This window comes from Demequina ureilytica (assembly GCF_048553575.1).
Taxonomy (GTDB): Bacteria; Actinomycetota; Actinomycetes; order Actinomycetales; family Demequinaceae; genus Demequina.
In genome coordinates, this window is record NZ_JBLZIE010000003.1 from 18294 (window position 1) to 44334 (window position 26041).

A 26041-nucleotide genomic window follows, 5' to 3' on the forward strand; every position below is an offset into this window, starting at 1 on the left:
CAGCGCGAGGGGGATTCGTGACCGCCAACAGCCCGGATGCGCACAGGGACGAGAACGTTACCGCCCCGCCATCGGCTGCTGCGTCGTCGTCTCCCACGCCGTCGATTCCTACACCCCAGTGCCCGATGTCGCTGCGCATGAACGAGATGGCGGCGATGCTCAACGCCGAGCTCGCCGACCATCCTCTCTATGACGGCTTCGAGATCCAGCGGTTCGACGACCCCGAGCACGGCACGGGCATGGTGGCCTTCCTGAGCCGCCGCGACGATCGCACGATCGACTGCTACGTCGAGCCCGGTCTCACCCTCGACCGCCGCATGTACGGGATCGGCCACGGCGTCCGCTCGTGGAACGAGATCGACTTCGACCAGGCGAGCCTCGAGGTGGCCGAGGACGGCGTGGCCGCCCAGGTGCGCTTCCTTGACGTCGACGGCAACGCCATCGAGATCTCGATTGACGATCGGGACGGCGCCGCCCGCGGCCGCGGTGCCCTGCTCGCGCCCGTGGGTGCCGGCATCGACACTCCGGTCTCGCTGATGCTCGTGTGGATGCCCCAGTTCGACCTGGTTCGCGACGTCCCAGGCCGCTCGCCCGCCATCCGCATCGGCGGCGAGGAGGCCGCCGTGGGGCGGCTGCCGGGTGGTGCGCTGCACCGGCGCCACCTGATCAAGTACGCCGCCCGCCTGCGCGTGATCGAGTTCAATCGCGACATGGACGCGCCCGCCACCGCAGGCGGACCAGGCGAGGTCAAGGTCACCGGGCCTGATTCCGAGTTCGGAGCCGGGGTGAGCGCGATATCGGCCGAGGCCGCCGGAAGCGCCGCGCGCGTGACCTTCCGGCCGCCCTTTCCCGACCTGCTCCGCCTCGACGCCGGGGTGGAGCGCTCCGGCGAGTGGCGCATCGGCGTCGACGGGCAGGTTCTCACCGGGGGAACGTGGACGGCGACGGGAGCCCCCGACCGCGCCGAGGTTCACCTTAACGTCACGCGTCGTTGGAGACCCCGCTGGCTGCCGTGGCTCATGCGCGCCGTCACCACACTGCTTCCGGTGTTCCGGCGGTGGCCCACGACCTACGCCTGGAGCGCGACCATGCCGGCCGTGGGCGGACCCATGCGCTCGGGGTGGGTGCGCACCGGCACCGACGACGCCGCCCGCTACCGCGCGGCGACCAACAGTTGAGGGCTATCCACCCAGGCAGGTCAGTGCACTCACGGTGACGGTGGATCGTGATGTCGCGGTGTTGCCCGCCGCGTCCCTCGCGGACACCTCGACATCGACCAGGCGGTTGAGGATCCCAAGGTCCAGCGCCGCGACCGGCGCGAGCACCCCCGTCCATGTCGAGCCCGAGCCCCGCGACAGGGGGATCGACTGGGTGTAGCCCGAGCCCGCGGTCACGTCGAGCGACACCGCCGTGACCCCCACATCGTCCGTCACTGTGGCGGAGACCGGCGTCGCGTCCATGCACAGCAGCGACGTCACCACCCAGCCCACGAGGCCGTTTACATCGACGGCGTGAATGATCGGCGACACCGTGTCCTTCACGGGTCCCTCCGGAAGAATGCCGTCCACGGTGTCCTCGATCGCCTGGTCCACCCCGTCCAGGCCGATGTCCACCGTGCCCGAACCTGAGCCCGAGCCGGGCTCCGCCGCAGGCCCGCCGCCGCTCGGGCCTGCGGCTCCGCCGCTCGTGCCGCTGCCCGCACCGCTGCCGTCTCCCACGCTGGTGCTGTGCCCCGAACCGCCGCTGTTCGCGTCGTCGGCGCCATCACTTGCCGACCGGACCGCCGCGACCGGTGCTGGCGGCTCGTCGCCGGCATTCGATGCTTCTGCAGGCGGCTGCGGCGCATGGATAGGCGCGACCGTGACCGCCTTCTGTGGCGCCGCTCCGGCGGCGTCCACGACCGCCGGCACCGGGGCGGTGACGCTCGGTACCGGATCCGGGGTGAAGTCGCGTCCGTCGAGCAGCCACGCGCCGGTGGCCGCCGCCGCCGACGCGACACCAATGGCGACCCACCCTCCGAGACCCAGCCCGGCCACGCGCGCCGCGCCGCGCGCGCGGCCGTCCGCGCCTGTGCCCAGTGTGCGTCCGGCAGCCTCGAACGACGGTGGGGGAGCGGGCGCCTCCGCCACATCCACGCCACCCTCGTCGATGCGCGCGCTGAGGCTCTCGAGCAGGGCGTCGCGATTCACAAGCCGGGGACGCCCGCTGGCCCCCTCGAGGAGGCTCCGCAGCTCCGCATCGAGATCGTCCATCACGCCGCCTCCCTTCTGAGGCTCCGAGCGAGCGCCGCGCGCCCTCGGCTCAACTGCGTCTTGATCGTTCCGCTCGAGACGTCGAGGGCGGAGGCGACCTGATCCACCGTCAGGCCCTCGAAGTAATGGAGGGTCACGGCGAGCCGCTGCCGTTCGGGGAGCCGGTCGAGGGCCTCGCGCACCGCGATCGCGTCCACCGCCCGCTCCGACTCGTCGTCCGCCGTGTCATCCCACACGACGGCCCTCACGTAGGCGCGGCCCTGTGCCGCGGTGCGGCGCCATGCCTGCCGCACGAAGTTGATCGCCACGACGGTGACCCATCCGGACAGGTTCTCGGGCTCGGTGTCGCCGGAGAGCGTCTTCACCAACGCGTCCTGAACGGCGTCCTCCGCGCGTTCCCGATCGCCGGTGGCAAGCGCCACCGCCCCGACCACCTTCGCGTAGTCGGAGTCCAGGAAGGCGGGCACGCGTTTTCGCGTNATCGCCGGTGGCAAGCGCCACCGCCCCGACCACCTTCGCGTAGTCGGAGTCCAGGAAGGCGGCCACGCGTTTTCGCGTGGCCGCCGTCGCTGTCATCTGTCGCTCGCCCCCCCGGCGCAGTCGATTCTTAATGCAGGATAGCGGACCGGAGAAATGTCAGTGCGAGCCCAGCAGTGCCTTCGCATCGATGTTGATGAGTGATCGTCCACCCTTGTCATTTCCGACCAAGGCGTTCGCGTCCGCATCGAGCAGGCCGCCCACCGTGCCGAGCACGTCGACATCGAGCAGGTTTCCCTTCTTGGTCGAGCTGCCTGAGCCGCCGATGCCGAGGTCCACGTCGGCGTCGAGCAGCGGCTCGTCGCCGCCGAGCGCGCCGCCCACGTTCAGGTTGAGGTCCGCATCGATGAGACCGCCGCCGGTGGCTCCGTCGCCCGAGCCGCCGCCGTCTCCGCCGGAACCATCGCCGTTACCCCCACCGCTGCCGCCGTCACCGGATCCACCTCCGTCGCCGTTGCCGCCGCCGGAGCCGCCATTATTGCCAGCACCGCCGCCTGCCTCCTGGTTTACATCCACCGTCACGTTGACGTCGTTGTCGACACCGATCACGGGTCCACCGTGGTGGGAGCCGCCCCCGGCGCTCGAGCCACCTCCCGTGCCTGAGTCGCCGGCCGCCCCCGAGCCCGAGTCGACGGGGGGCACGCACAGCGTCGCCGCGGCGCTGTCGACGTCGGCCGGGATCGCGACCGTGGCGGCGCTGCCCGAGTTCGCGTGAGGCGTGGTCTCCACCGTGCCGGCCGGAGACGTGGCCGCCCCGAACACCGAGCCCTCGGTGCCCGCCGCGGCAGCCCCGCCGGCGGCCCACGTGGTGAGCAGCGCGATGAACGCGCCCGCCGCAGCGGATGTCGCGCCGACCGATATCGTCTGCCGGGAAACGGGCTGTGTGAGTGAAGTCCTGGACATTATCCCTCTCCTTTGCTGCATTGCGTTGGCACAATGCGGGTCGCTTCACAAAGGAGATGCACCAGGTGCTCAGAAGGTTGACAAGGAGGGCGAGAAGAATGCACAGACGCGATGTGGAATGCGTCACATGCGGCGTGTCGCCCTTTACAGCTCGCGGATCACGCGAGCGGGATTTCCTGCCACCAGGGTGCCGGGAGGCACGTCCTTGGTGACCACGGCCCCCGCGGCGACCACCGATCCGCGCCCGATCGTCACTCCCGGGCACACCACGACCGAGCCGCCCAGCCACACATCCGGCTCGAGCGTGATGGGGAAGGCCCGTTCCCATCCCTCCCGGCGCAGCTCCACGTCGAAGGCGTGGTTCACGGTGTAGAACCGGGTGTCGGGTCCGATCAGCGCGTTGTCGCCGATGGTCACGATGCCGCTGCCCATGATCATCAGGTTCGCATTGATGAAGACGTTGGCACCGAACCGCACGCGCTCCTTGTACTCGAGGTAGATGGGCGGCCGGAAGTCCAGCCCCGGCCCGCACTCGCCCACGAGCTCCTCGAGCATGCGCGTCGCGGCCGCCGGGTCCTCGAAGTACAGGCCGCCGAGCTCGCGCAGCGTGGCGATGGTGGCGCGCTGCATGTCGGCGAGCTCGGGCCCGGCGCGGTAGCGGAACCACTCGTCGCTCTCGAGCTTCTCGTACTCGGTGCGCGCGGCGTCCTCGACGGGGACCTCCGCCATCTTGGCTCTCATCTCAGCTGGATCCGTCACTGTTCCTCCTGTGGGTCTGGCCTGTACAAACTATCCCTGCGCATCGTCCCCTAGCCGGGACCTGCGTCGCTACGCTCGAGCCATGGCAGGCGACACGGACCTTGACACGCTCATCGCGACCATGAGCCCCGAGCTGGATCCCGCCACCTATGTGTGGGCCACGATGGAGGGTCTCGCCGCGGCGAGCGCGCTCATCGACGCCGTCGCCACCGTGCGCGAGGCGGAGGGTCTGAGCCTGGTGCTGCCCATCGACGCTGCGGCGCGGCACGGGCTCGAGTTCGACTTCCCCAGCGCCCGCATCACCCTCACGGTTCACTCGTCGCTGGAGGCAGTAGGACTGACCGCTGCCGTCGGCGGGGCCCTGGCTCGCGCAGGCATCGCGGCCAACGTCGTCGCCGGCTTCCATCACGATCACGTGTTCGTGCCTCGCGAGCACGCGGCCGATGCGATGGCTGCACTCGCGGACCTCGCCTCCGACAGCGCGGGGTGAGCACGTCGGAGCCGCGCCCAAGGCGCGCTCCGCTCTCGTCTGGACGACCGCATCGGCCGCACTCACGTTCGCCTTCAGGCGGACGGCCCGCCGTGGTGCGGTGACCTGACTCTCACGTCGCGGTAGAGTAGGGGGCAGTGTGCCGAACGGTCGGCACAATCCCCGACGCTCCATGCACCCGCGGACCCCGAGATCTGCGAGTCCCCGAGCGTCCGCACCTGTCGACGACCCGACCGGAGAACCTGTGACTGAGGTAGACGCACGCCCCAAGCCAGACGAGGCGGCCGAGCGCGCCCGGCTCGAGTACGTGATCGAACGCTTGGGACTGGAGGCCGAGCGCCTCGACGCCGCCATCTCGCGGTCGGCCACGTCCATCGACGAGAGCAAGCGCCACATCTGGTCCCACCAGCGCGACATGGACCACGCCGAGAAGGCCAGCATGCGCACCGAAGTCGGCGTCGCGGTCAGCGTCGCCGACGGCTCCGTCGCGGCCAGGCGGCGCGTGGCCCGGCTCCTCGACAGCCCCTACTTTGGCCGCGTGGACTTCCGCGCCGACGAGGAGCCCGATGCGGAGGGCTACTACATCGGCCTGCATAGCTTCCGCGACCGGGACTCCCTCGAGCTGCTGACCCACGACTGGCGTGCGCCGGTCTCGAGCCTCTACTACGACTACGAGTCCGGCGAGGCCGAGTACGCGACGCCCGAGGGCTCGGTGCACGGAGACATCGACGGCAAGCGGCAGTACAAGATTGTCGGAGGAAGCCTCGAGTACATGCTCGAGTCCACCCTGAACATCGGCGACGACGTGCTCCAGCGGGAGCTCAGCGAATCCACCGACGACAAGATGAATAACATCGTCGCGACCATCCAGCGCGAACAGAACGCCGTCATCCGCAACGAGACGGCCGACGTGTTGATCCTGCAGGGCGTCGCCGGGTCCGGAAAGACCTCGATCGCGCTGCACCGGGTCGCGTTCCTGCTGTACCGGTTCGCCGACACCCTGTCCTCCGACAACGTGATGATCCTGTCGCCCAACAAGGTGTTCGGGGACTACATCGGCAGCGTGCTGCCCGAGCTGGGCGAGGAGCAGGTGAAGGAGATCGACTTCGGCGCGTTGGCCCGCACCTTCCTCACCAAGGTCACCGACTACGAGACGTTCAGCGACCAGGTCATCGCCCTGCTCGAAGGCGCGGACGAGGGTGCGATCGCACGCATGCGCTACAAGGCCAGCACCGAGTTCGTCGCCGAGCTCGATCACTGGCTCGCGAGCCGCATCGACGAGGAGTTCGCGCCTGCCGAGATCCGCCACCGGGCCATGTCGCTGTCGAAGCAGTGGGTCGCCGGCCGGTTCGCGACCATGCAGACCGTGCCGCTGTTCACACGGCTCGAGCGCTTGGCCGAGGCTGCCGTCCACCAGTTCAAGTCCAAGCTCTCGGAGGGCTCGACCACGGGGCCCAAGTGGGCGGCCAAGGACGCCACCGCGGTGCGCGCTCAGGTGCGCGCCATGTTCCCGCACAAGGACGCCCTCGCGCTGTATCGGGCCTTTTACGAGGCGCCCAACCGGGAAGGCATGTTCGCGCCCGCCGGCCGCCGCACCGTCGAGCACGCGGACGTCTTCCCGCTGATCTACACGATCCTGGCCACCACCCGTCACCCCGGCTCCAAGTCCTTCGAGTCCGTGCGCCACCTCGTCGTGGACGAGATGCAGGACTACACGCCCATCCAGTACGCGGTGCTGCGGCAGCTGTTCTCGTGCAAGATGACCATCCTGGGGGACTCGAACCAGAAGGTGAACCCATTCAGTGCCTCGTCCGTCGAGGCGATCAGGCGCGTGTTCCCCGAGGCCGACGGCCTGGAGCTCAACAAGAGCTATCGCTCGACGACGGAGATCACCGAGTTCGCGCAGGCCATCTCGCGCAACGACCGGCTGGTGCCCATCAACAGGCACGGTCCGGCGCCCGCCATCCGCGCCTTCGACGACGACGCCGCCCAGTCCGCTGAGATCGTGGCGCTCACCACGGAGCTGCGGGCTAGGGGGCACCGGTCCGTCGGAATCGTCTGCAAGACGATTGCCCGCGCCCAGGAGCTGTACGGCGTGCTCGAAGCGTCCGGTGCCGACCTCACCTTGCTGGACTACGGCAGCGAGGCCTTCGCCGCCGGCACCGTCATCACCTCGGCCCACATCTCCAAGGGACTCGAGTTCGACGCGGTGATCGTTCCGGACGCGGATGCGGGGACCTACGCCAACGCCATGGATCGCAGCATGCTCTACATCGCCTGTACCCGTGCGATGCACGAGCTGCACCTCACCCACACCGACGAGCCCACGGCGTTCGTCGACTTCGCGCTCACGGCGGCGCGATGACCGGGCGGCCGGGCGGGCCTAGGGTAGAGGGTCGACGACAGGAATGAGCATGGAAGACCACAAGCAGATTGGCGAGGCGGCGGAGCGCACCGGACTCTCGCTGCGCACCATCCGCTATTACGAGGAAGTGGGCCTGATCACGCCATCAGCCCGCTCGCATGGCGGGTTCCGGCTGTACACCGAGTCGGACATCGCCCGGCTGATGCTGGTCAAGCGCATGAAGCCGCTCGGGTTCAGCCTGGACGAGATGCGCGACCTCCTCGGCGTGCTCGACGAGCTCGAGCGCACGGACCTCGGGGCCGATGCGCGCGCCAGCGCCCACGTGCGACTCGGGGAGTTCGAGGCCGCGGCGGACGAGCGGTGCGCGAGCCTGCGGTCGCAGTTGGAGACCGCAGAGGAGTTCGCCCACAGCCTGCGGCGGGAGTCCCGTCAACAGTTGCATCAGGGTGAGAGCGGAGGTGGAGACCAGTGACCGCACCTGTTCTCCACGAGGGCAGCGTGGCCGAGGAGTCGGCCCGCCGCCGCAGCATCGCCGTGATCTCCCACCCCGACGCCGGAAAGTCGACCCTCACCGAGGCGCTCGCGCTGCACGCGCACGCCATCGAATCGGCAGGGGCCGTGCACGGCAAGGGCAACCGTGCGGGCACGGTGTCCGACTGGATGGAGGTCGAGCAGAAGCGCGGCATCTCCATCACCTCGGCGGCCCTGCAGTTCGTCTACGGCGACCACATCGTCAACCTGGTCGACACCCCCGGTCACGCCGACTTCTCCGAGGACACCTATCGCGTCCTGACCGCCGTCGACGCGGCCGTGATGCTGCTCGACGCCGCGAAGGGCCTCGAGCCGCAGACGCTCAAGCTTTTCGACGTGTGCCGCCGGCGCGGAGTGCCCGTCATCACCTTCGTGAATAAGTGGGACCGGCCGGGCCGCGAGGTGCTGGATCTGTGCGACGAGCTCGAACAGCGCATCGGCCTGCGGCCGGCGCCCGTCACGTGGCCCATCGGCGTCGCGGGTCAGTTCGCCGGGCTGCTGGACCCGGAGGACGGCTCGGTGCGGACGTACAAGCGGGCTCCCGGTGGCGCCGCCGTCGCGGAAGAACGCGTGCTGGACCAAGCCGAGGCCCGGACGGAGCTCGGCGACGAGTACGTGGCTGCTTACGAGGAGGCTCAGCTGCTCGAGCCCGTCGATCTCGAGGGGTTCCGCCGCGGTGAGTCCACGCCGCTGATGTTCGGGGCCGCGCTCAGCAACATCGGCGTCAAGCAGCTCCTCGACACCGTGATCGAGCTCGCCCCGCCCGCGCTGCCGCGTCCCGACGAGTCCGGCGGGGAACGCCCGGTCGACACCCCGTTCAGTGGATTCGTCTTCAAGATGCAGGCCGGCATGGACAAGCAGCACCGCGACCATGTGGCGTTCATCCGGGTGTGCTCCGGCGTCTTCGAGCGCGGCATGGTCGTCACGCACGCACGCACGAAGCGGCCCTTCGCGACCAAGTACGCGCTGTCGGTGTTCGGCCGCGAGCGCTCGACCGTGGAGCGTGCCTATCCGGGTGACGTGGTGGGGCTGGTGAACGCCAGCTCCCTCGCGGTGGGAGACACCATCTACGACCCGTCCGGCAAACACGTCTCCTACCCGCCGATGCCGGCCTTCGCCCCCGAGCACTTTGCCGTGGGCCGCGCGCGCGACCCCGGCCGCTCCAAGCAGTTCCGCAAGGGAATCGGGCAGCTGCAGCAGGAGGGCGTGGTGCAGGTGCTCATCTCGGAGGCACGAGGCGACGCCAACCCGGTTCTTGCCGCGGTAGGTCCCCTCCAGTTCGAGGTCGCGGCCTTCCGGATGGAGCACGAGTTCTCGGCGCCCATGCACCTGGACACGATGGGCTTCTCGCTCGCGCGGCAGGTCGCTCCCGAGGACCTACCCGTCGTGTCCCGCTACCCAGGCATCGAGATCGTGCGTCGCGGAGACGGCGCGATCCTCGCGCTGCTGCGCGACATCTGGCACGCCCGGTCATTCGAACGCGCCCACCCCGACGTCCCCTTGACCTCGCTCGAAGCCAGCGACGACTGACCGGATGCGGAGGACGCCGCTGACTTCTCGATGGCCGCGAGCCCGCGCGCTGTCGCCGCAGGGCTTCTACGGCTGGCACGTCGTCGTCTACGCGTCGATCGCGCTCGCGGCGACGGCGCCCGGACAGACGGTCGGCATCTCGCTGTTCATCGACCCCCTGATCGAGGATCTGGGGCTGTCACGCTCGGCGATCTCGACCGCGTACCTGGTGGGCACCCTCGTCGGGGCGGTCGCACTGCCGTTCATCGGCCGCGCTCTTGACCGCTACGGGGTGCGACGGACCATGGCCGTCATCGGTCTGGTATTCGGTGCCGTGCTCATCGCGCTGTCCTTCGTCAGCTCGATCGTGGGACTGACTGCGGGATTCGTCGGAGTCCGCATGGCGGGTCAGGGCGCGTTGGGACTCACGGCGACCACCGCCGCGGCGCTATGGTTCGAACGCCGTCGAGGTCTGGCGACCGGAGTGGTTGCGGCCGCAGGCGCGGTGGGCATCTCGATGACGCCGCTGCTGCTCGAAGGGCTCATCGCCCAGCACGGCTGGAGGACGGCCTGGTTGATCGAGGGTCTCGCCGTCTGGGTGATCGTGATCCCGCTGGCGCTCATCGGCATGCGGGACCGGCCCACCGTCCTCGGGCAGCGGCCCGACGGCGCCGACGCACCGCATCCCGATGCTCCGGTGGTGGAGGAGCCAGGCCTTACGCGGTCGCAGGTGCTCCGCCACGCATACTTCTGGCTCATCGCTGCCGCCGTCGCCGCGACCGGCCTGCTCACCACAGCCGTCGCCTTCCACCAGATCAGTCTGCTGACGGCGCGCGGGCTCACGGCGACCGAGGCTGCCGCCAACTTCATCCCTCAGACGGTCGCAGGCCTCGTGGCGACCCTCGTGACCGGCTACCTCATCGACCGCTTCGCTCCCCGGTGGATGACGGTCAGCTCGATGGTGTCGCTCGCGTTCGCGCTCGCGTGGGGAGCGCAGGTGGGGCCGGGGCTGTCTGCGATCGTCTTCGGTGTGCTGCTCGGGACCGCCGGCAACATGATTCGTGCGGTCGAGGCCGCGACCCTGCCCCGCTACTTCGGCACCCGTCACATTGGCGCGATCCGGGGGCTCGTGGCGTCCATCAGCGTGGCCGGCACCGCGTGCGGACCCCTGATCTTCGCCGCCGTCTATGACCGAGTGGGCTCGTACTCGCCCGTGCTGCTGGCAAGCGCGGCGCTCCCGGTGGCGATCGCCATCTGGGCGCTCACCGCTCGCGAGCCGGTGCCGATGCGCCCAGAGTCCGCGCCTGAGCCTGAGCCTGAGCCCCGCGACGAGTCCGCGTCGAGAGCCGGTCGCCCCAACCTCCCGTCACGTTAGGGTAGGGTGGTGCACGGCCCGGCGGCCGCTGCGTGCGATTCACCCGAATCGGCACCGACAGACGCTGCCAGGCATCGCGCTGATTCCCCGGTGCAATGAACTTGCGCAGCGCTGCGCGCCCCAGTCCAGTCCCCACCAGGTTCCGCGCCATCACAGCGCTGGCCCTCGGGCGTGCGCGCCCGCAACACACGAAGGAATGACGCGTGTCAGATAACGCCCGCCCATACTTGACCGATCCTGCCCCCGAGCCCCAGCCCGTCAAGGGCGCCCCCGAGGCCGACGAGTCCTTCTCCGTCATGGAGGCGCTGAAGTCGCCCCGTCGCCTGCGCACCGAGATCTTCGCGGGGCTGGTGGTGGCGCTCGCGCTCATCCCCGAGGCCATCGCGTTCTCGATCATCGCCGGCGTGGACCCCCGCGTGGGTCTGTTCGCCTCCTTCACCATGGCGGTCACCATCGCCTTCGTGGGTGGCCGCCCCGCGATGATCTCCGCCGCCACCGGCGCGATCGCCCTGGTCATCGCCCCCGTCGCCCGCGAGTACGGACTCGACTACTTCATCGCCACCGTGATCCTGGCGGGCGTGCTCCAGATCGTGCTGAGCCTGCTCGGTGTCGCCAAGATGATGCGGTTCATCCCGCGCTCCGTCATGGTCGGCTTCGTCAACGCCCTCGCGATCCTGATCTTCATGTCGCAGATCCCGCACCTCACGGACGTGCCGTGGGCCGTCTACCCGATGGTCGCCGTCGGCATCGTGATCATGGTGCTGATGCCGCGCTGGACCAAGGTGGTGCCCGCGCCGCTGGTCGCCATCGTCTTCCTCACGGCCGCCGCCATCATTGCGGTCATCAACGTGCCCACGGTGGGCGACGAGGGCGAGCTGCCGGGATCGCTGCCTAGCCTGTTCATCCCTGACGTGCCTTTCAACCTCGAGACGCTGCAGATCATCGCGCCGTACGCGATCGCGATGGCCCTCGTGGGAATCATCGAGTCGCTGCTGACCGCGAAGCTCGTGGACGACGTCACCGACACCCACTCGAACAAGACCCGCGAGACCTGGGGTCAGGGCACCGCGAACATCGTCACCGGCTTCTTCGGCGGCATGGGCGGCTGCGCAATGATCGGCCAGACCATGATCAACGTGAAGGCATCGGGCGCCCGCACCCGCATCTCGACCTTCCTCGCGGGAGTGTTCCTGCTGATCCTGGTCGTGGGACTCGGCGACATCGTCGCAACGATCCCCATGGCCGCGCTGGTCGCCGTCATGATCATGGTCGCCGTCGGCACCTTCGACTGGCACTCGGTTCACCCCGGGACGCTGAAGATGATGCCCAAGTCGGAGACCGCCGTCATGCTCGCCACCGTCGTCGTCACCGTGTGGACCCACAACCTCGCGATCGGTGTGGGCGTGGGAGTGCTCACCGCGATGGTGCTGTTCGCTCGCCGCATCGCGCACCTCACCACCGTGACCCGGCTGGACGCCTCCGACGATGACGACCAGCGCGTCTACGCGGTCGAGGGTGAACTGTTCTTCGCGTCCTCGAACGACCTCATTTACCAGTTCGACTACACGGGCGATCCGCACGAGATCGTCATCGACATCTCCGGGGCGCACGTGTGGGACGCGTCGACCGTCGCCGCCCTCGACGCCGTGCGCCACAAGTACGCGAAGAAGGGCAAGTCCGTGACGATCGTGGGAGCGAACGAGGACACCCAGACCCGACTGGACCTGCTCGCCGGGAACCTGGGCGGCGGCCACTAGGCTGCCAGCCCGCCAGGGCCCCAGACCCGAGCGACCCAGCAACGTACCCGCATGACCCGCACGGCGCGGCGCTGACGAACACCGTCGGCGCCGCGCCGTCGGTGCGTTCAGGGACGCGTCAGCCCATCTCTCGGTACAGGTAGTACGCGCGGTCGCCCGTGTGGGGATCCCGGTGGACGAACCCGTGCCGCTCATAGAACCTCAGCGCGTCCACGTCCGGCTCGTCGACGCCGACCTCCACCATCGCGATCCCGCGCCGATCCACCTCGTCGAACAGTCGCGCCAACAGCGCGCTCCCGATGCCGCGGCCGCGCAGCTGGGGTGCCACGTAGAGGTCCTCGAGGTAGGCGACGGTGCCATCGCTCATCGCCGACTCGCGCATTGCGAGCGTCGCAAAGCCCGCAGGCTCCTCGCCCGCCACGAGGGTCGCCACCAACGCCCAGAATCCGCATCCCGCCAGCAGTCGCCGCAGCCGCGCCTCCAGCACGTCGACGTCGTCGACGGGGTCGTCGAACTCGGTGTTGAAGTCCCACAGCGCTCGCGCCAACACGCCCGCGTCGGCGATAGACGCGAGGCGCACATCGAACGAACCCCGGGCACGCGCATCGGCCATGCTCCGAGCGTAAGCCGGACGGCGAGAACGTGCCCGCCTACAGGTACGTGGGCGTCAGCGCCTCGTAGTCCTGCACGCTGCCGTCCGCGAGACACGTCTCGATGATGCGGCGGCCCAGTTCCGTGAGGTCGGGCGTGAGGAACTGCTCGAGCTCGGCCTTGAAGAAGCCCGTGAGGATCCGGCAGCCCTCGTCGTACGCCTCGACCCCCACCTGCGACTGCATCTCGGGGCGCAGCAGCGTGCGCCGCACCGGCTGACCGTCGAGCGTGATCTGCTTGGGGGTGTAGCCGAACAGCGAGCACCGCGCGGGCTCGAGCTGCTCCGCACGCATGCGGCCACCGCCCTTGCGCGCCAGCCACTCGCGGGTCAGCCACTCGGCTGAGAAGCCCACCCGGTACGCGCCGATGTGCTGATTGGGCGTCAGGACGTAGCGCGTGCGGTCGTACGTGACGAGCTGGTCGAGCAGCAGGTTCGCGGCCGCCACCTTGGTGCCCGTGGAGAAGGGCCAGTACGAGCCCACGCCCTCCGAGACCATGCCGCCGTGCTCGAGCCGCTCGAGCGCATCGGCCGCCTCGCCAATCGAGGGGTTCTTGTCGCCGCGCGGGGCCACGAGCCGCCACAGCCACGCGACGGCCGGGGGCGCAAAGTGCGCGAGTCCCATGATCCCGTAGCTGGGGGCCTCGCGGGTGCACGCAGGCATCCGCACGCCGAAGGTGCGCACGTCCACCGGCTGGGGCACGTCGACGATGTCCTCGATCATCCGGCGCGGGATCACCACGCGCGGGTTGGGGCACGGCTTGCCCGTCGAGTCGAGGGTGTGCTCCCACGGCAGCACCGTCGCATCGGCCACCCCGTGGATGTTGAAGAACACCAGGGGAGCGTCGGGATGGATCACCGCGCGCTCGAGGTGCGGGTCCTCGCCGTAGGTGCGTAGGTTGTCCACACGCACGAACCAGCCGTCCTCCGCGTCCGCGACCACCATGCGTCCGCTGCCGTCCTGAACTGCGGGATGGCACAGCGTCATGTCGTCCGTGACGGGGGACAGGTCCGAGGTCTCGGACAGCGTGATGTAGTACGGCTCCTCGGTGACGACGTTCGCGCCCAGCAGGATCCGACCGTCGTCCTCGCGCCGCAGGTCCTGGCACATCTCTGACTTGCCGCCGCCGGAGGCGCCCTCGTGCATGACCACGGTGTCGTTGTCGTACGGGGTCGTGACCCGGACGGACGAGGCGTGCGCGGTGATCCAGCCCTCGGCCTCGCCGATGTCGAGCAGCACCGAGAACACGCCCTTCTTGGCGCTGGGTCCCGGGTAGAGGTTGTACGCGAAGATCTCGTGCAGCGTCTCGGAGCGGTCGTGCACCACGACCTGGCGTCCGTCGAAGTGGCTGTGACGGAACGGGGGAGCCACGTACAGGATCGAGCGCGGCTCGAAGGGACCGAGATCGTCGAGCGTCACCCATCCCTGCAGGTCCACCAGGGCGAGGGCGAAGAACGCGGCGTTGGCGGGCACGATGGCGAGCGAGGGCGATCCGTAGACCGGCCCGCCGGCTTTGAACGGCACCACCACCAGGTCCTGGCGTGCGAGCCATTGGATGGTGTCGGCGCGGGTGTCCCCGAATCCGTGGCCGAACCTGTCCGCGAAGCGCGTCTTGTCCGTGGGCCGCGAATCCGCGATGACCATGCACTGCGGATCGCGCCGGCGCATGTAGTCCTCGGGGTAGTTGACCGCCAGGCCGTTGCGGCAGCGGGTGACGCTTGCCTCCACGACGGTTTCGCCGTCGACGTCGTACTCGACAGAGAACTCCGGTCCGCCGTCGGGTCCGAGCGCGAGGGCGTACAACTCCGCGCGCGTCGCGGGCACGGTGACGGATCGCGCGGTCTCGAGCACGCGGCGGACGTCATCGGCGAGCGCGACGTCGCTCAGCGCGGTGGCGGTGGTGGCGGTGGTCATGGTGGCTCCTCGCGCGGTTGGGGGTGTCACGGCATTCGGTGTCACAGCATTCGGTCTCACGGTGTTGGTGCTCTCGGCGCGGGGTCGCCCTGTTTCGAGTATGGCGTTCGTCAAGGTTGGGTCAAGGGACCTTCGTCCCAGCGGCCGATGCGGGGGAGGCCAGGCGTATGCGCGCAACACGCGCGTGTGGGGTCTTTGACGGCTCCTCGAACACGTGTTCGAATGGGGGCATGCGATGGGACGGTCAAGCGGTCACGGCGGAGAGCGCCGATGCGCTTCCCGGGTTGGCACGGATGGGTAACTTGGTGCGCTCGGTTCGCACCCCAGAGTTCGAGGGGATGGTCTTCCACGAGGTGCTCGCGAAGAGCGCGCTCAACAAAGTAGGCCAGTCCGCCGCGGTCCCGTTCACGTGGACCATCAATCCCTACCGCGGCTGCTCGCACGCGTGCGTGTACTGCTTTGCGCGGCCCAGCCACAAGTACCTGGAGCTCGACGAGGGCAAGGACTTCGACAACCAGCTCATCGTCAAGATCAACATCGTCGAGGCGCTGAAGAAGGACCTCGCCAAGAAGTCCTGGACCCGCGAGCACGTGGCGCTCGGCACCAATACGGATCCGTACCAGCGCGCCGAGGGCCGCTACAAGCTCATGCCCGGGATCATCGACGCTCTCGCGCAGTCGGGCACCCCGCTGTCGATCCTCACCAAGGGCTCGCTGCTGCGCCGGGACCTGCCTCGCTTGGCCGAGGCGGCGACTCAGGTACCCGTCGACCTGGCAATGTCGATCGCCATCGCGGACGACGAGCTCCAGCAGTCCATGGAGCCGGGCACGCCCACCACTCAGGCGCGGCTGGCGACCGTGACGGCCGCAGCCGAGGCCGGATTCGACGTCGCGGTGTTCATGATGCCGATCCTGCCGTTCCTCACCGACTCCGAGGAGCACCTCGATGACGCCCTTGCGCGCATCAAGGCCGCGGGCGCGACCTCCGTCGCCTACACCGCCCTGCACCTGCGCCCGGGGGTCAAGGAGTGGTACGCGCGGTGGCTCAACACACACCGGCCGGACCTGACCCCGCGGTACCGCGAGCTGTTCGGGGACGGCGCATACGCGCCCAAGGAGTACCGGCGCTGGCTCGCCGCCCGCATCAAGCCCCTGATCGAGGCGCACGGCCTCGCGCGCGCCCCCGAGGACCCCAATACCGGGTCGATGGGGACGTCTGCTGGCGTCGCGGCCGCTCCCGGCGTTGCGCCCGGACCGGCGGCCCCGGCTCGGCGCGTCGATGCCAGGGACGACCAGGGGGAGTGGCGGCGCACCGCGAATTCTCCGATTTCTGGTGGGAACGGAGCACGGGCCAACCTCGCCGAGCTGGACCAGGCGGCGCCCACGCTCTTCTGATCCACCGCACCCGTACGTGCCGCGCACGGACGGACGGCCAAGCAAGCATCTCGCCCGTGCAGTGCGGTGCCGCGTCGCAGTTCGGAGGCACTGGCGTTGCCTACGATGGGCGCGTGGAGCTCTTGGGTGTCGGCGTCGTCGCGCTGGTCGCGATCGCCTTCACCACGGTGCTCAGCCCGCGGTTGGGGGTCGCCTCGCCCTTGGTTCTGGTCGCTCTGGGCGTGGGCGCGAGCCTGCTGCCCTTCGGCCCGGAGATTTCGGTCGACCCGCAGCTCATCCTGGCCGGCGTGCTCCCTCCGTTGCTGTACGCGGCGGGAGTCTCCGTGCCTGCCACCGACTTCCGGCGCGACTTCCGCTCCATCGGCGCGCTGTCGGTGGCGCTCACGATCCTCACCACCGTCCTCATGGGCGCGGTCTTCTACTGGATGTTCCCGGCCCTGTCCTGGCCCTGGGCGTTCGCGCTCGGCGCGATCGTAAGCCCCACCGATGCGGTGGCGACGGCGATCGTCAAGCGACAGGGCGTCTCGCCGCGGCTGGTGGCGCTGCTCGAGGGGGAGAGCCTCTTCAACGACGCGGCCGCGCTCGTGCTGCTGCGGGCCGCCGTGGCCGCGACCGCATCGGCCGTCAGCCTGTGGACTGTCGCGGTGGAGTTCGTGGTGTCGATGGTGCTCGCGGTGGTGATCGGCTGGATCGTCGGCCGTATCAGCCTGTGGGTGCGTTCGCGCATGACCGACGTGACCGCTGCCACCGTGTTCTCGTTCGCGGTGCCGTTCCTCGCGTCCTTGCCGACCGACGCGGTGGGCGCCTCCGGCCTCGTCGCTGCCGTCGTGGCGGGCCTCGTGAGCGGCAACGGCGCCGCTCGCCGGCTCTCTCCTCAGGTCCGCCGCTCTCATCAGCAGAACTGGCACACCGCTGAGCTCATGCTTGAGGGGGCCATCTACCTGATCCTGGGGCTCGAACTCCTCGACACTATCGAGGACGTAAGCCAGGACGACCTCGGCGTGCTCTTCGCCTTCGGTGCCGCAGGCCTCGTGCTCGTCGCCGTGCTTGTCACCCGTGCGGCCTTCGTGGCACCCCTACTCGTCGTCCAGCGGTACGCGGCACGGCGGTCGCAGCAACTCCGTCCCCGGCTGCGCAGGGCGCTGAGACAGCCCGGTCCCGCGGCGGGTGCCGCGAGACGCGCGGCCCGCTGGTTGCGCCGTGGCCGACCCGCGATCGCGCACGAGTCACGCGTCGAAGAGGTCAAGCAGCGGATCGCACAGACCGGCGCGGACCACGGTCTCCTGCTCCACTCGCCCCTTGGACCGCGCGAGGGCGGGGTCATGGTGTGGGCCGGCATGCGCGGCGTCGTTACCGTCGCCGCGGCCCAGACACTGCCGAGCGACACGCCCGGCCGCTCGCTGCTGGTGCTGATCGCCTACCTGGTGGCCATCGGCTCGCTGGCGATTCAGGGCGGCACCATGACGTGGATGCTGCAATTACTCAGGCCCGCGCGCGCCGCCACCCCCGAGGAGCTTGCGGTCGAGTCCGCGGGCCTGCGGGAGGTGCTCGACGCCGCCGTCGAGGACGAGCGACAGCACCTGCGCGAAACCCGCGCGAGGTCACGAGGCCGCAGGGCCGCCGAGGAGGTCGACCGAGCCGATCCGGACACCGTCAGCCCTACCGATGACCAGGGCTTCCCCGTCTCGTCCGAATCTACCGCCGCGGACGAGGATCGCGACCACAGGATCGCCCTCATCAGAGCCGAACGCGAGGCGCTTCTAGACGTGCGGGCCATTGGTGCGTTCAGTTCCGCCGCCTTGGCCGCGGCGCTCGCTCAACTGGATGCCGAACAGATTCGGCTCGAACTGTGAGCGGTCGGGGCTTGGGTGCCGTGCCGTCCGCGCGACGCGCCGGGGCGTCGTTCTCGATCGCGCTGATGGCGCTAACACTCGCGGCGTGCAGCGCCGATTCGCCCGCCACGCCGCGCGTCACCGTGACCGCAGAGCCGGGGCCCAACGCCACCCGGCCCGCACCGCAGGAGTCACCGACGCCGGACTCGACTGGCGCATCGGCCGGTGGTTCCGAGATCGTGGATGCCGACATGGTGGACGCCGAGATGGTCGAGCACGCTGGCCGGAACTACCTGGTGGTGACCCTGCCGCTCGACGAGTGGGACGTGCGTGTCGACTGGGAGCCAGGCGGGACCATGCTCGCGGATGTCATCGAAGCCGACCCATCCGTCGCCGTGGCGACCAACGCCGGCATCTTCACCCCCGAGGTGGTGCCCGGCGGCCTGCTGGTGAGCGATGGCGAGGAAAAGGTAGGGCTGAACCTCTCAGAGGGCGGCGGCAACTTCCACCTCATGCCGAACGCGGTCTTCGCGGTCCGCGACGACGGCACGGCGACCGTGGTGAACAGCACCGAGTACGAGCCGGCCGGCGTGGTGCACGCGACGCAGTCGGGGCCCGCTCTCGTGCTCGACGGCGACGTGCACCCGGAGTTCCGGGAGGGGTCAGACAACCTGGCGCTGAGATCCGGCGTCGGGGTGAGCCCCGACGGCTCGAGCGTGGCGCTGGCGATGTCGTGGGGCGTGACCAACCTGTGGGACTTCGCGACGCTGTTCCGAGACGAACTCGGCATGGACGATGCGCTGTACCTTGACGGTCAGATCTCCGACATCTGGGTCACGGGCATGGACGAGCCGGGCGCACTGTCGGGCCCCTACGCCGGCGTCATCACGGCCCGGCCCGCGCCGTGACTGCTGGGGCCGACCTGCGGCGCCGCACGATTCGGGTGAGACTGGGGACATGACCGAGCTCACCGTGATCCAGGCCGACATCACCACGTTGGCCGTGGACACCATCGTCAACGCCGCCAACGAGACCCTGCTCGGGGGCTCAGGGGTGGACGGCGCGATCCATCGTGTCGCCGGCCGAGGGCTCCACGACGAGTGCCGCGAGCTCGGCGGCTGCGAGCCCGGCGAGGCGAAGATGACGGGCGGATATCAGCTGCCCGCGACGCACGTGATCCACACCGTGGGTCCCTTCTGGCGCGGCGGCGGCCACGGCGAGGCCGAGGTGCTCGCCGCCTGCTACCGGAACTCGATCGCGCTCGCCGCAGGCCACGGCCTGTCGACCATCGCGTTCCCCGGCATCTCGACGGGCACGTACGGCTTCCCCCAGGATCGCGCGGCCGAGGTGGCGGTCACGGCGGTGCGCGCGGCGGTCGAGGAGCATCCGTCGATCCGCGAGGTGACGTTCTGCACCTATTCCGACTATGAGTACGCGCTCTACCAAGCGCTCCTGGAGGACTGAGCCGCTGGTAGCGTCTGGCCCATGCATGTTGCCCGGGTCGTCTTCCTGTTCATCGCGGCCGCGATCGCCGAGATCGGCGGCGCGTGGCTCGTGTGGCAGGGGATTCGTGAACATCGCGGAGCGGTGTTCGTGGGGCTCGGCGTCGTCTCGCTGGCGCTCTACGGTGTGATCGCCACGTTCCAGCCGGACCCGCACTTTGGCCGGATCCTCGCGGCCTATGGCGGCATCTTCGTCGCGGGGTCGCTCGCGTGGGGCATCGTGGTCGATCGGTTCAAGCCCGACGTGTGGGACTGGACCGGCGCGAGCCTGTGCCTCATCGGCGCGGGCATCATGATGCTCGCCCCGCGCTGATCGAGCCCCGCCCACACTGCGCTGCGCCAGCTCGCACGCTGGTCGCGCCCGCCGCGCCCGCTGCGCTCGCCGCACCCGCCGCGCGTTTCCGCTGAACGGCCCGCCGGCACCAAGTGTTTCGGTATGCCGAAGTTGCGGTGTTAGATTGTTCGGTATGCCGAAACTTCCGCCTCCGACGCGTCGCGAGGGGCCGGCCACGGGGGAGGCCACGCGCTCCGCCAAGCGTCGTCCTGAGCACCGCCTGTGGATGCTGCTCGGCCCCGCCTTCGTGGCCGCTGTCGCATACGTCGACCCGGGCAACGTCGCCGCCAACCTCACTGCGGGCGCCGAGTACGGCTACCTGCTCGTGTGGGTCCTCGTGGTGTCGAATGCCATGGCCGTGCTGATCCAGTACCTGAGCGCCAAGCTCGGCCTCGTGACTGGCCGTTCGCTTCCCGAGCTGCTCGGAGCCCGGCTCGGCACCCGTAGCCGGCTGCCGTACTGGGGGCAGGCGGAGGTGGTCGCGGCCGCCACCGACCTGGCCGAGGTCATCGGCGGCGCGATCGCCTTGAACCTGCTGTTCGGCCTGCCCTTGGTGTGGGGAGGGCTCATCACCGGAGCGGTGTCGATGGTGCTGCTCGCGGTCCACTCGCGCAAGGGGCAGCGGCCGTTCGAGTTCGTGATCATCGGCTTCCTTGCCATCATCGCCATCGGCTTCCTCGCGGGCTTGTTCGTGTCGCCCGTGGACTGGGGCGAGACCGCCGGCGGCCTGGTACCACGGTTCGGTGACTCGGGCACGGTGCTGCTCGCCGCGTCGATGCTGGGCGCCACCGTCATGCCGCACGCGATCTATCTGCACTCGGCGCTGGCTCGCGACCGCCACCTCCCGGGTGAGCCCGGTGCGGACAACGCCGCCGTCAGGGCCGAGCCGCGCCCCGTCGCCGACCCGTCCTCTCGGGACCTCTCGCGCGCCAGCCGCGCCGCTGCCGTCTCTCGCGCCAACGAGTCGGGCGCCGGCGCCACCCGCAACCGCTTGCCCGTGCTGCTGCGCGCCACCAAGCTCGACGTGCTGTGGTCGCTGGTGATCGCGGGCTCGGTGAACATCGCGATGCTGCTGCTCGCGGCGGCGTCGCTACGCGGCGTCAGCGGGACGGACACCATCGCGGGGGCGCACGCGGCGATCGAGGCCAACCTCGGCCCCGTCATCGGCGTGGTTTTCGCCGTGGGGCTGCTGGCCTCTGGACTCGCCGCGACGTCAGTGGGCGCGTACGCAGGCGCTGTGATCATGGGCGGCCTGCTGCATAAGCGCATCCCACTGCTGACCCGCCGCCTCATCACCCTCGTGCCCGCGCTCGTGGTCATCGCTCTCGGGGTCGACCCCACCTGGGCGCTGGTGCTGAGCCAGGTGGTGCTGAGTCTGGGAATTCCCTTCGCGCTCATCCCGCTGGTGCGGCTTACGAGCGACAGATCCGTGATGGGGGAGCATGCCTCCGGAATGCCGCTGCGTGTTGTGGGTTGGCTCGTGGTGACGGCCATCGTCGCCCTCAACGTGGCGTTGATCGTGATCACGGCGATGGGCGGCTAGGGACCACTGCCGGCTCACCGCGCCGCGCCGGCCGTGTTCTCTCGAACTGCACCAGGAAACTGGACACCGAGGCGGCCCGTCCGTGGGGCGCAATTGGCCTTGAGCAGAGTCCGTCCTCGCGCTAGGCTACGTTCCATGAATCCATGGAATGCCGGAGAGGCTTCCGCGAAGGCCGATGCGCTGGACGCAGTGGCGCGCGTGGGCAAGGGCCTCGCTCATGGGACGCGAGTGTCGATGCTGGAACTGCTGGCGCAGGCGGACAGGAACGTGGGCGAGCTCGCTGAACTCGCGGGCGTCAAGCTGACCACCGCCTCGGCCCACCTCCAGGTGCTCAAGGACGCCGGGCTCGTCGCCACGCGGCGCGACGGCGCGACGATCGTGTACGCGCTTGCCGGCGACGGGGTCACGGCGCTCCTGCTGCGGCTGTACGACGTCGTCGCCCCGCGCGGGAGCCACGGGGACCGGGCGCCCGCGGGCGCTGGCGACGAGGTCGTGCTCGACGTCCGGCCGCCGGAGGAGTTCGCGCACGGGCACTACGACGGCGCGCTCAACCTTCCCGTCGCCGAGCTCGAGAATCGCATTCAGGAGTTGCCTGAGGACGTCCCGTACGTCGTGTACTGCCGCGGACGGTTCTGCTCGCTCTCGCACGACGCCGTGGAGATCCTGCGGGCGCACGGGCGCACCGCGCGTGTGACGGAGGTAGGCGTGCTCGAGTGGCGCGCTCTTGATCGGGTCTCGCCATCGTGACGGCCGATGCGCGGGTCGCCCGGCCGCACGGCGGGGACGAGCGCGCCTTGGCTCAGCGGGCGGTCCTGCGCACCTTGATCATCGCCCAGGTGCTCTCGGGTGCCGGCTTGGCAGCTGGGGTGACCGTCGGAGCGCTGCTTGCTGCGGAGATGCTCGACTCGACCTCGGCTGCCGGAGTGCCGGCGCTGCTCTTCGCGCTCGGCTCCGGCGGCGCCGCCGTGGTCATCGGAGCCCTGTCGCAGCGCCGCGGGCGCCGCGTGGGCCTGGCATGGGGCTACGCGGCCGGCGCGGTAGGCGCCGCCGGGGTTGTGCTCGCCGCCGCGATCGACGCAGTGCCGCTGCTGTTCCTCGCGCTGTTCGTCTATGGCGCCGGATCCGCGGCCAACCTCCAGGCCCGCTATGCCGGCGCGGACCTGGCGCCGCCCGCCAAGCGTGCCCGCGCATCGGCCATCGTGCTCGTGGCGACGACCGCGGGTGCCGTGCTCGGACCGCAGCTGGCCGAGGCCTCCGGCGGGCTGGTCGAGCCGTGGGGGCTGAGTGCGCTCACTGGCCCGTTCGCAGTGGCAGCGCTCGCGTATGCGGTGGGCGCGGGCGTGCTCGCCCTGTGGCTGCGCCCCGACCCGCTACTGCTCGCGCTCAGGCTGGGCGCGCGGCCGGCCGGCGTCGCCGCGCCGGAACCGACTGCCGCCGAGGCCATGGAAGCCGACGGTGAGCACCGGTGGAGGCCGCGGGTGGTGGGGGCCATCGCCGCCATGGTCGGAACACAGGCCGTGATGGTGGGCGTGATGACCATGACGCCAGTCCACATGACCGCGCATGGGCACACGCTGTCCGCAGCGGCGACAGTGATCTCCTTGCACGTGGCGGCTATGTATCTCCCGGCGCCCCTGTCCGGGCTCGTGGTCGACAGATGGGGAGTGGTGCCGACCATGGTCGCCGCCAGCGCGACCCTGGTCGCGGCGGCGACCACGCTGGCGCTCGCTCCCGGGGAGTCACTTGTCCCGATCGCGGTAGGACTGGCGCTGCTCGGGCTCGGCTGGAGCCTGGGAATCGTCGCGGGCACGCAGGTGCTCTCCACGGCGCCGCCCTTGGCGCGGCGCGCGCGCCTTCAGGGGCGCGCGGACTTCTTCATCGCGGCCTCGAGCGCCGCGGGAGGGGGCGCTTCAGGGCTGATCATGGCTGGCTCCACGTTTGCTGCGCTGGCTTGGACCGGCGTGATGATCGCGATCGCCGTCGCGTTCGTCGCACCGATCCTGCGGACCAATGTCACGAATCGGCAAAATGTCCTTCCCCCGGATCGCTTCGAGGGGTAACGTCATCCCGGTTGCGAGCGGGAGGCACCGAGCCCCCGCCGTCATTGACGTCAGGAAGGAGAACGCCATGATGACGGTCATCGTCGTTGCGCGCACCGTCGCGCGCCCCCGTGCGCTTCCCTTCCACGCACGCGCTCTGAGCTAGTAGGACCCTGAACTAGTAGGACCCTGAGCTAGCAAGCCTTGAGCGGCTGCGCGTTCACGGGAACTGCGCACAGACCGACCACGGGGCGTCATGAGTCCCGCACTCCCACGCCTGACGGCGTGATCACGCCCACAGCGCCGCGTTCGCCGCGGCAGCTCCTGGGCGAACCCCACTCCGCACGCTCGTGGCCGCATCAGCGCGCCCCCGTCCGTGCTCGCGAGCCCTCGCAGATCGATACGCGAGGGGAGGTGAATCATGCAACCCCAAGATCCCGCAGCGCACTTGGCGCTGCACCGCGCGGACCACGCCGATCTCGTCGCACAGGCGCGCCGCGCTCGAGCGCGGAGGCTGCGCCGGGTGAGGCGACTGAGTCGCCTTGTCCGCCGCGCCTATCTGCGGTCACTGCGCCGATTCCGCGCAGCCCGCACCGTGGCGACAGTGTCCGGCCGCGTCGCCCCGTGAGGGCGGCGCGGCCGGGCGCCGTGCACGAGCCGGCGCGGGACGGTTACTTCAGACGTCAGGGAACCGGCAGACCGCCGTTGACGTTGATGGTCTCGCCCACCACGTAGCTGGACTCGGGCGACGCCAGGAACACGAAGGCGGGGGCCATCTCCACGGGCTGGCCCATGCGGCCGAGCGCGGTGTTCTCGCCGAATCCCTCGAGTTTCTCTTGCGGCTGGCCCTCGGTCACCTGCAGCGGCGTCCATACGGGGCCCGGGGCCACGGTGTTCACGCGGATGCCCTTCTCTGCCAGCTGCATCGCAAGGCCCTTGGTGAATCCCACGATCGCGGACTTGGTGGTCGCATAGTCGACGATGACGGGGGAGGGCTTGTAGGACTGCACGGAGCTCGTGTTGATGATGGTCGAGCCCGGGCCCATGTGCTTGAGCGCGTCCTGGGTGATCCAGAACATCGCGTACACGTTGGTCTTCATGGTGCGGTCCAGGTTCTCGTCCGTGAGGTCCTCGAAGTCCTCGAAGAACACCTGGTGGCCCGCGTTGTTCACAAGGATGTCGAGGCCGCCCAGCGCGTCGACCGCGGTCGCCACGAGCTGACGGCAGAACTCGCGCTGACGAATGTCGCCGGCGATCAGCACGGCCTTGCCGCCCTCGTGCTCGATCAGCCCGCCGATGCGCTCGGCGTCCTCGCGTTCCGGTTCGAGATAGTTGATGGCCACATCCGCACCTTCGCGCGCGAAGGCGATGGCGACGGCCGCCCCGATGCCGGAGTCGCCGCCGGTGATGAGCGCCTTGCGGCCCTTCAGGCGGCCGGTGCCGCGATAACTCTCCTCGCCGTGGTCGGCCTTCGGTTCCAGGTCGCGGTCCAGGCCCGGCAATGGCTGCTTCTGCTTCTGTGCCTTGAGGTGGGAGTGGCGCTCGACCGGGTTGTCGAACGTGAGCTGGTCAAAGGACATGGGTGCCTCCGGTGGTGTCGGTTGTGGCGCGAGCATTGCCATCGCTGCATTGCGCCCCTGTCGTGAGTGACAACCCCGGTGTGCCTGTCGAGATTCCGTCGCGCGAGCACGCTTTCGCCGGCCGATGCGGACTGCCGGTGCGGACGGCTGGTGGGTTAGGGGAGTGCAGGTGCAGGTGCCGGCAGCGCGCGAGGTGCGGGCGCATCGGCCGGACGGGCGAGGAGGCGGCCAGCGCCGTTGGCGGGCGGGACAGGTGGCAGGCTGGTGCCGTGGTCCTCTATCGCTCGCGTCAGCACGCGCACCAGAACCCCATCGCCCGCGGGGTGCTCGTCGCGACCGCGTTGGCGTGCGCGGCGCTGTTCGGTGCGGGCGGGATGTGGAGCGGGCCCGACGAATCCGCCGCCGCAGCGTGGTGGATGGGCGGGGTGACCCTCGCCGTGGTGCTGGGACTGCTGCTCGTCCCCCTCACGATCACGGTGGACGACACTCACGTGCGCGTCTCATTCGCGGGCGTGGTGAAGAAGGCCTATCCGGTGGACGACGTGACCGCGGTGGAGGCCCGCACCTACCGCCCGGTCAAGGACTTCGGTGGATGGGGCTGGAGGTGGAGCCACCGGCTTCCCCACACCGTCGCGTACACCACCCGCGGCGACACGGCCGTGGTCCTGACGCTCCGCGGCGGGGGACAGGTCTTCCTTGGTGTCGCCGACGAGCCCGGGCTCCTTGCCGCGCTCGAGCCGCGCGTCACCGCCTGACCCGGCCCCCGCATCGGCCC

The 26041-nt window shown here is 69.9% G+C and carries 23 protein-coding genes; 16 read left to right on the forward strand and 7 right to left on the reverse strand.

All coding sequences use genetic code 11. From position 1 onward, the window contains the following. Positions 1–17 precede the first annotated feature (17 nt). Positions 18–1178, forward strand: a complete 1161-nt coding sequence (locus tag ACNI3K_RS09505) for a hypothetical protein (protein ID WP_419391654.1) — start codon at positions 18–20, stop codon at positions 1176–1178. Positions 1179–1181: 3 nt separating this feature from the next. Here ACNI3K_RS09505 and ACNI3K_RS09510 read toward each other — a convergent pair whose 3' ends face one another. From ACNI3K_RS09510 to ACNI3K_RS09525, 4 genes are all read right to left on the reverse strand, one after another. Beyond that, entirely contained in the window at positions 1182–2255 is a 1074-nt protein-coding gene (locus ACNI3K_RS09510) for a hypothetical protein (RefSeq protein ID WP_419391655.1), read from the reverse strand. Continuing rightward, positions 2252–2719 carry an RNA polymerase sigma factor gene (locus tag ACNI3K_RS09515; protein ID WP_419391656.1) on the reverse strand — a complete coding sequence of 156 codons (468 nt, stop codon included), beginning with the start codon at positions 2717–2719 and terminating at the stop codon, positions 2252–2254. Before ACNI3K_RS09515 ends, ACNI3K_RS09510 begins: the two co-directional genes overlap by 4 nt. Positions 2720–2888: 169 nt before the next feature. Beyond that, positions 2889–3692, reverse strand: a complete 804-nt coding sequence (locus ACNI3K_RS09520) for a hypothetical protein (RefSeq protein ID WP_419391657.1) — start codon at positions 3690–3692, stop codon at positions 2889–2891. A gap of 144 nt (positions 3693–3836) precedes the next feature. Continuing rightward, complete coding sequence (locus ACNI3K_RS09525; protein ID WP_419391658.1) at positions 3837–4451, reverse strand: sugar O-acetyltransferase; 615 nt, start codon at positions 4449–4451, stop codon at positions 3837–3839. A gap of 82 nt (positions 4452–4533) precedes the next feature. On the opposite strand from ACNI3K_RS09525, the gene ACNI3K_RS09530 reads away from it, so the two are divergent. From ACNI3K_RS09530 to ACNI3K_RS09555, 6 genes are all read left to right on the forward strand, one after another. After that, on the forward strand, positions 4534–4941 hold the full coding sequence (locus ACNI3K_RS09530; RefSeq protein ID WP_419391659.1) for an ACT domain-containing protein: 408 nt from the start codon (positions 4534–4536) through the stop codon (positions 4939–4941). A 244-nt stretch (positions 4942–5185) separates the two neighbouring features. Next, complete coding sequence (locus ACNI3K_RS09535; protein ID WP_419391660.1) at positions 5186–7306, forward strand: HelD family protein; 2121 nt, start codon at positions 5186–5188, stop codon at positions 7304–7306. 43 nt (positions 7307–7349) lie between these two features. Then, entirely contained in the window at positions 7350–7778 is a 429-nt protein-coding gene (locus ACNI3K_RS09540; RefSeq protein WP_518486595.1) for a MerR family transcriptional regulator, read from the forward strand. After that, the gene (locus ACNI3K_RS09545) at positions 7775–9367 is read left to right on the forward strand and encodes a peptide chain release factor 3 (protein ID WP_419391662.1); all 1593 of its coding nucleotides are present in this window, start codon (positions 7775–7777) and stop codon (positions 9365–9367) included. The genes ACNI3K_RS09540 and ACNI3K_RS09545 overlap by 4 nt, the downstream gene beginning before the upstream one ends. 4 nt (positions 9368–9371) lie before the next feature. After that, the gene (locus ACNI3K_RS09550) at positions 9372–10721 is read left to right on the forward strand and encodes an MFS transporter (RefSeq protein ID WP_419391663.1); all 1350 of its coding nucleotides are present in this window, start codon (positions 9372–9374) and stop codon (positions 10719–10721) included. A 296-nt stretch (positions 10722–11017) separates the two neighbouring features. Then, the gene (locus ACNI3K_RS09555; RefSeq protein WP_419392145.1) at positions 11018–12478 is read left to right on the forward strand and encodes a SulP family inorganic anion transporter; all 1461 of its coding nucleotides are present in this window, start codon (positions 11018–11020) and stop codon (positions 12476–12478) included. A 118-nt stretch (positions 12479–12596) separates the two neighbouring features. Here the strand turns inward: ACNI3K_RS09555 and ACNI3K_RS09560 are convergent, their stop codons facing one another. Beyond that, positions 12597–13091: a GNAT family N-acetyltransferase gene (locus tag ACNI3K_RS09560; RefSeq protein WP_419391664.1), complete on the reverse strand. Its 495-nt coding sequence runs from the start codon at positions 13089–13091 to the stop codon at positions 12597–12599. Between the two features lie 37 nt (positions 13092–13128). Further along, complete coding sequence (locus ACNI3K_RS09565) at positions 13129–15042, reverse strand: DUF4914 family protein (RefSeq protein ID WP_419391665.1); 1914 nt, start codon at positions 15040–15042, stop codon at positions 13129–13131. Between the two features lie 230 nt (positions 15043–15272). On the opposite strand from ACNI3K_RS09565, the gene ACNI3K_RS09570 reads away from it, so the two are divergent. The 8 genes from ACNI3K_RS09570 to ACNI3K_RS09605 all read left to right on the forward strand — a co-directional run bounded on the left by ACNI3K_RS09570 (position 15273) and on the right by ACNI3K_RS09605 (position 23707). Next, complete coding sequence (locus ACNI3K_RS09570; RefSeq protein ID WP_419391666.1) at positions 15273–16436, forward strand: Rv2578c family radical SAM protein; 1164 nt, start codon at positions 15273–15275, stop codon at positions 16434–16436. Between the two features lie 113 nt (positions 16437–16549). Then, positions 16550–18289, forward strand: a complete 1740-nt coding sequence (locus ACNI3K_RS09575) for a cation:proton antiporter (RefSeq protein ID WP_419391667.1) — start codon at positions 16550–16552, stop codon at positions 18287–18289. Next, positions 18286–19176, forward strand: a complete 891-nt coding sequence (locus tag ACNI3K_RS09580) for a phosphodiester glycosidase family protein (protein ID WP_419391668.1) — start codon at positions 18286–18288, stop codon at positions 19174–19176. The genes ACNI3K_RS09575 and ACNI3K_RS09580 overlap by 4 nt, the downstream gene beginning before the upstream one ends. Positions 19177–19225: 49 nt before the next feature. Further along, entirely contained in the window at positions 19226–19732 is a 507-nt protein-coding gene (locus ACNI3K_RS09585; protein ID WP_419391669.1) for an O-acetyl-ADP-ribose deacetylase, read from the forward strand. A gap of 21 nt (positions 19733–19753) precedes the next feature. Further along, positions 19754–20083: a YnfA family protein gene (locus ACNI3K_RS09590; protein WP_419391670.1), complete on the forward strand. Its 330-nt coding sequence runs from the start codon at positions 19754–19756 to the stop codon at positions 20081–20083. Positions 20084–20237: 154 nt separating this feature from the next. Continuing rightward, positions 20238–21647 carry an Nramp family divalent metal transporter gene (locus tag ACNI3K_RS09595; protein ID WP_419391671.1) on the forward strand — a complete coding sequence of 470 codons (1410 nt, stop codon included), beginning with the start codon at positions 20238–20240 and terminating at the stop codon, positions 21645–21647. Positions 21648–21782: 135 nt separating this feature from the next. Next, a complete protein-coding gene (locus tag ACNI3K_RS09600; RefSeq protein WP_419391672.1) occupies positions 21783–22394 on the forward strand; it encodes an ArsR/SmtB family transcription factor in 612 nt (203 codons plus the stop codon). Further along, positions 22391–23707 carry an MFS transporter gene (locus tag ACNI3K_RS09605; RefSeq protein WP_419391673.1) on the forward strand — a complete coding sequence of 439 codons (1317 nt, stop codon included), beginning with the start codon at positions 22391–22393 and terminating at the stop codon, positions 23705–23707. Before ACNI3K_RS09600 ends, ACNI3K_RS09605 begins: the two co-directional genes overlap by 4 nt. Before the next feature lie 662 nt (positions 23708–24369). On the opposite strand, the gene ACNI3K_RS09610 is transcribed toward ACNI3K_RS09605, so the two are convergent. Beyond that, positions 24370–25266, reverse strand: a complete 897-nt coding sequence (locus ACNI3K_RS09610) for a glucose 1-dehydrogenase (protein WP_419391674.1) — start codon at positions 25264–25266, stop codon at positions 24370–24372. A 269-nt stretch (positions 25267–25535) separates the two neighbouring features. On the opposite strand from ACNI3K_RS09610, the gene ACNI3K_RS09615 reads away from it, so the two are divergent. Then, entirely contained in the window at positions 25536–26021 is a 486-nt protein-coding gene (locus ACNI3K_RS09615; protein WP_419391675.1) for a hypothetical protein, read from the forward strand. Positions 26022–26041: the final 20 nt, after the last annotated feature.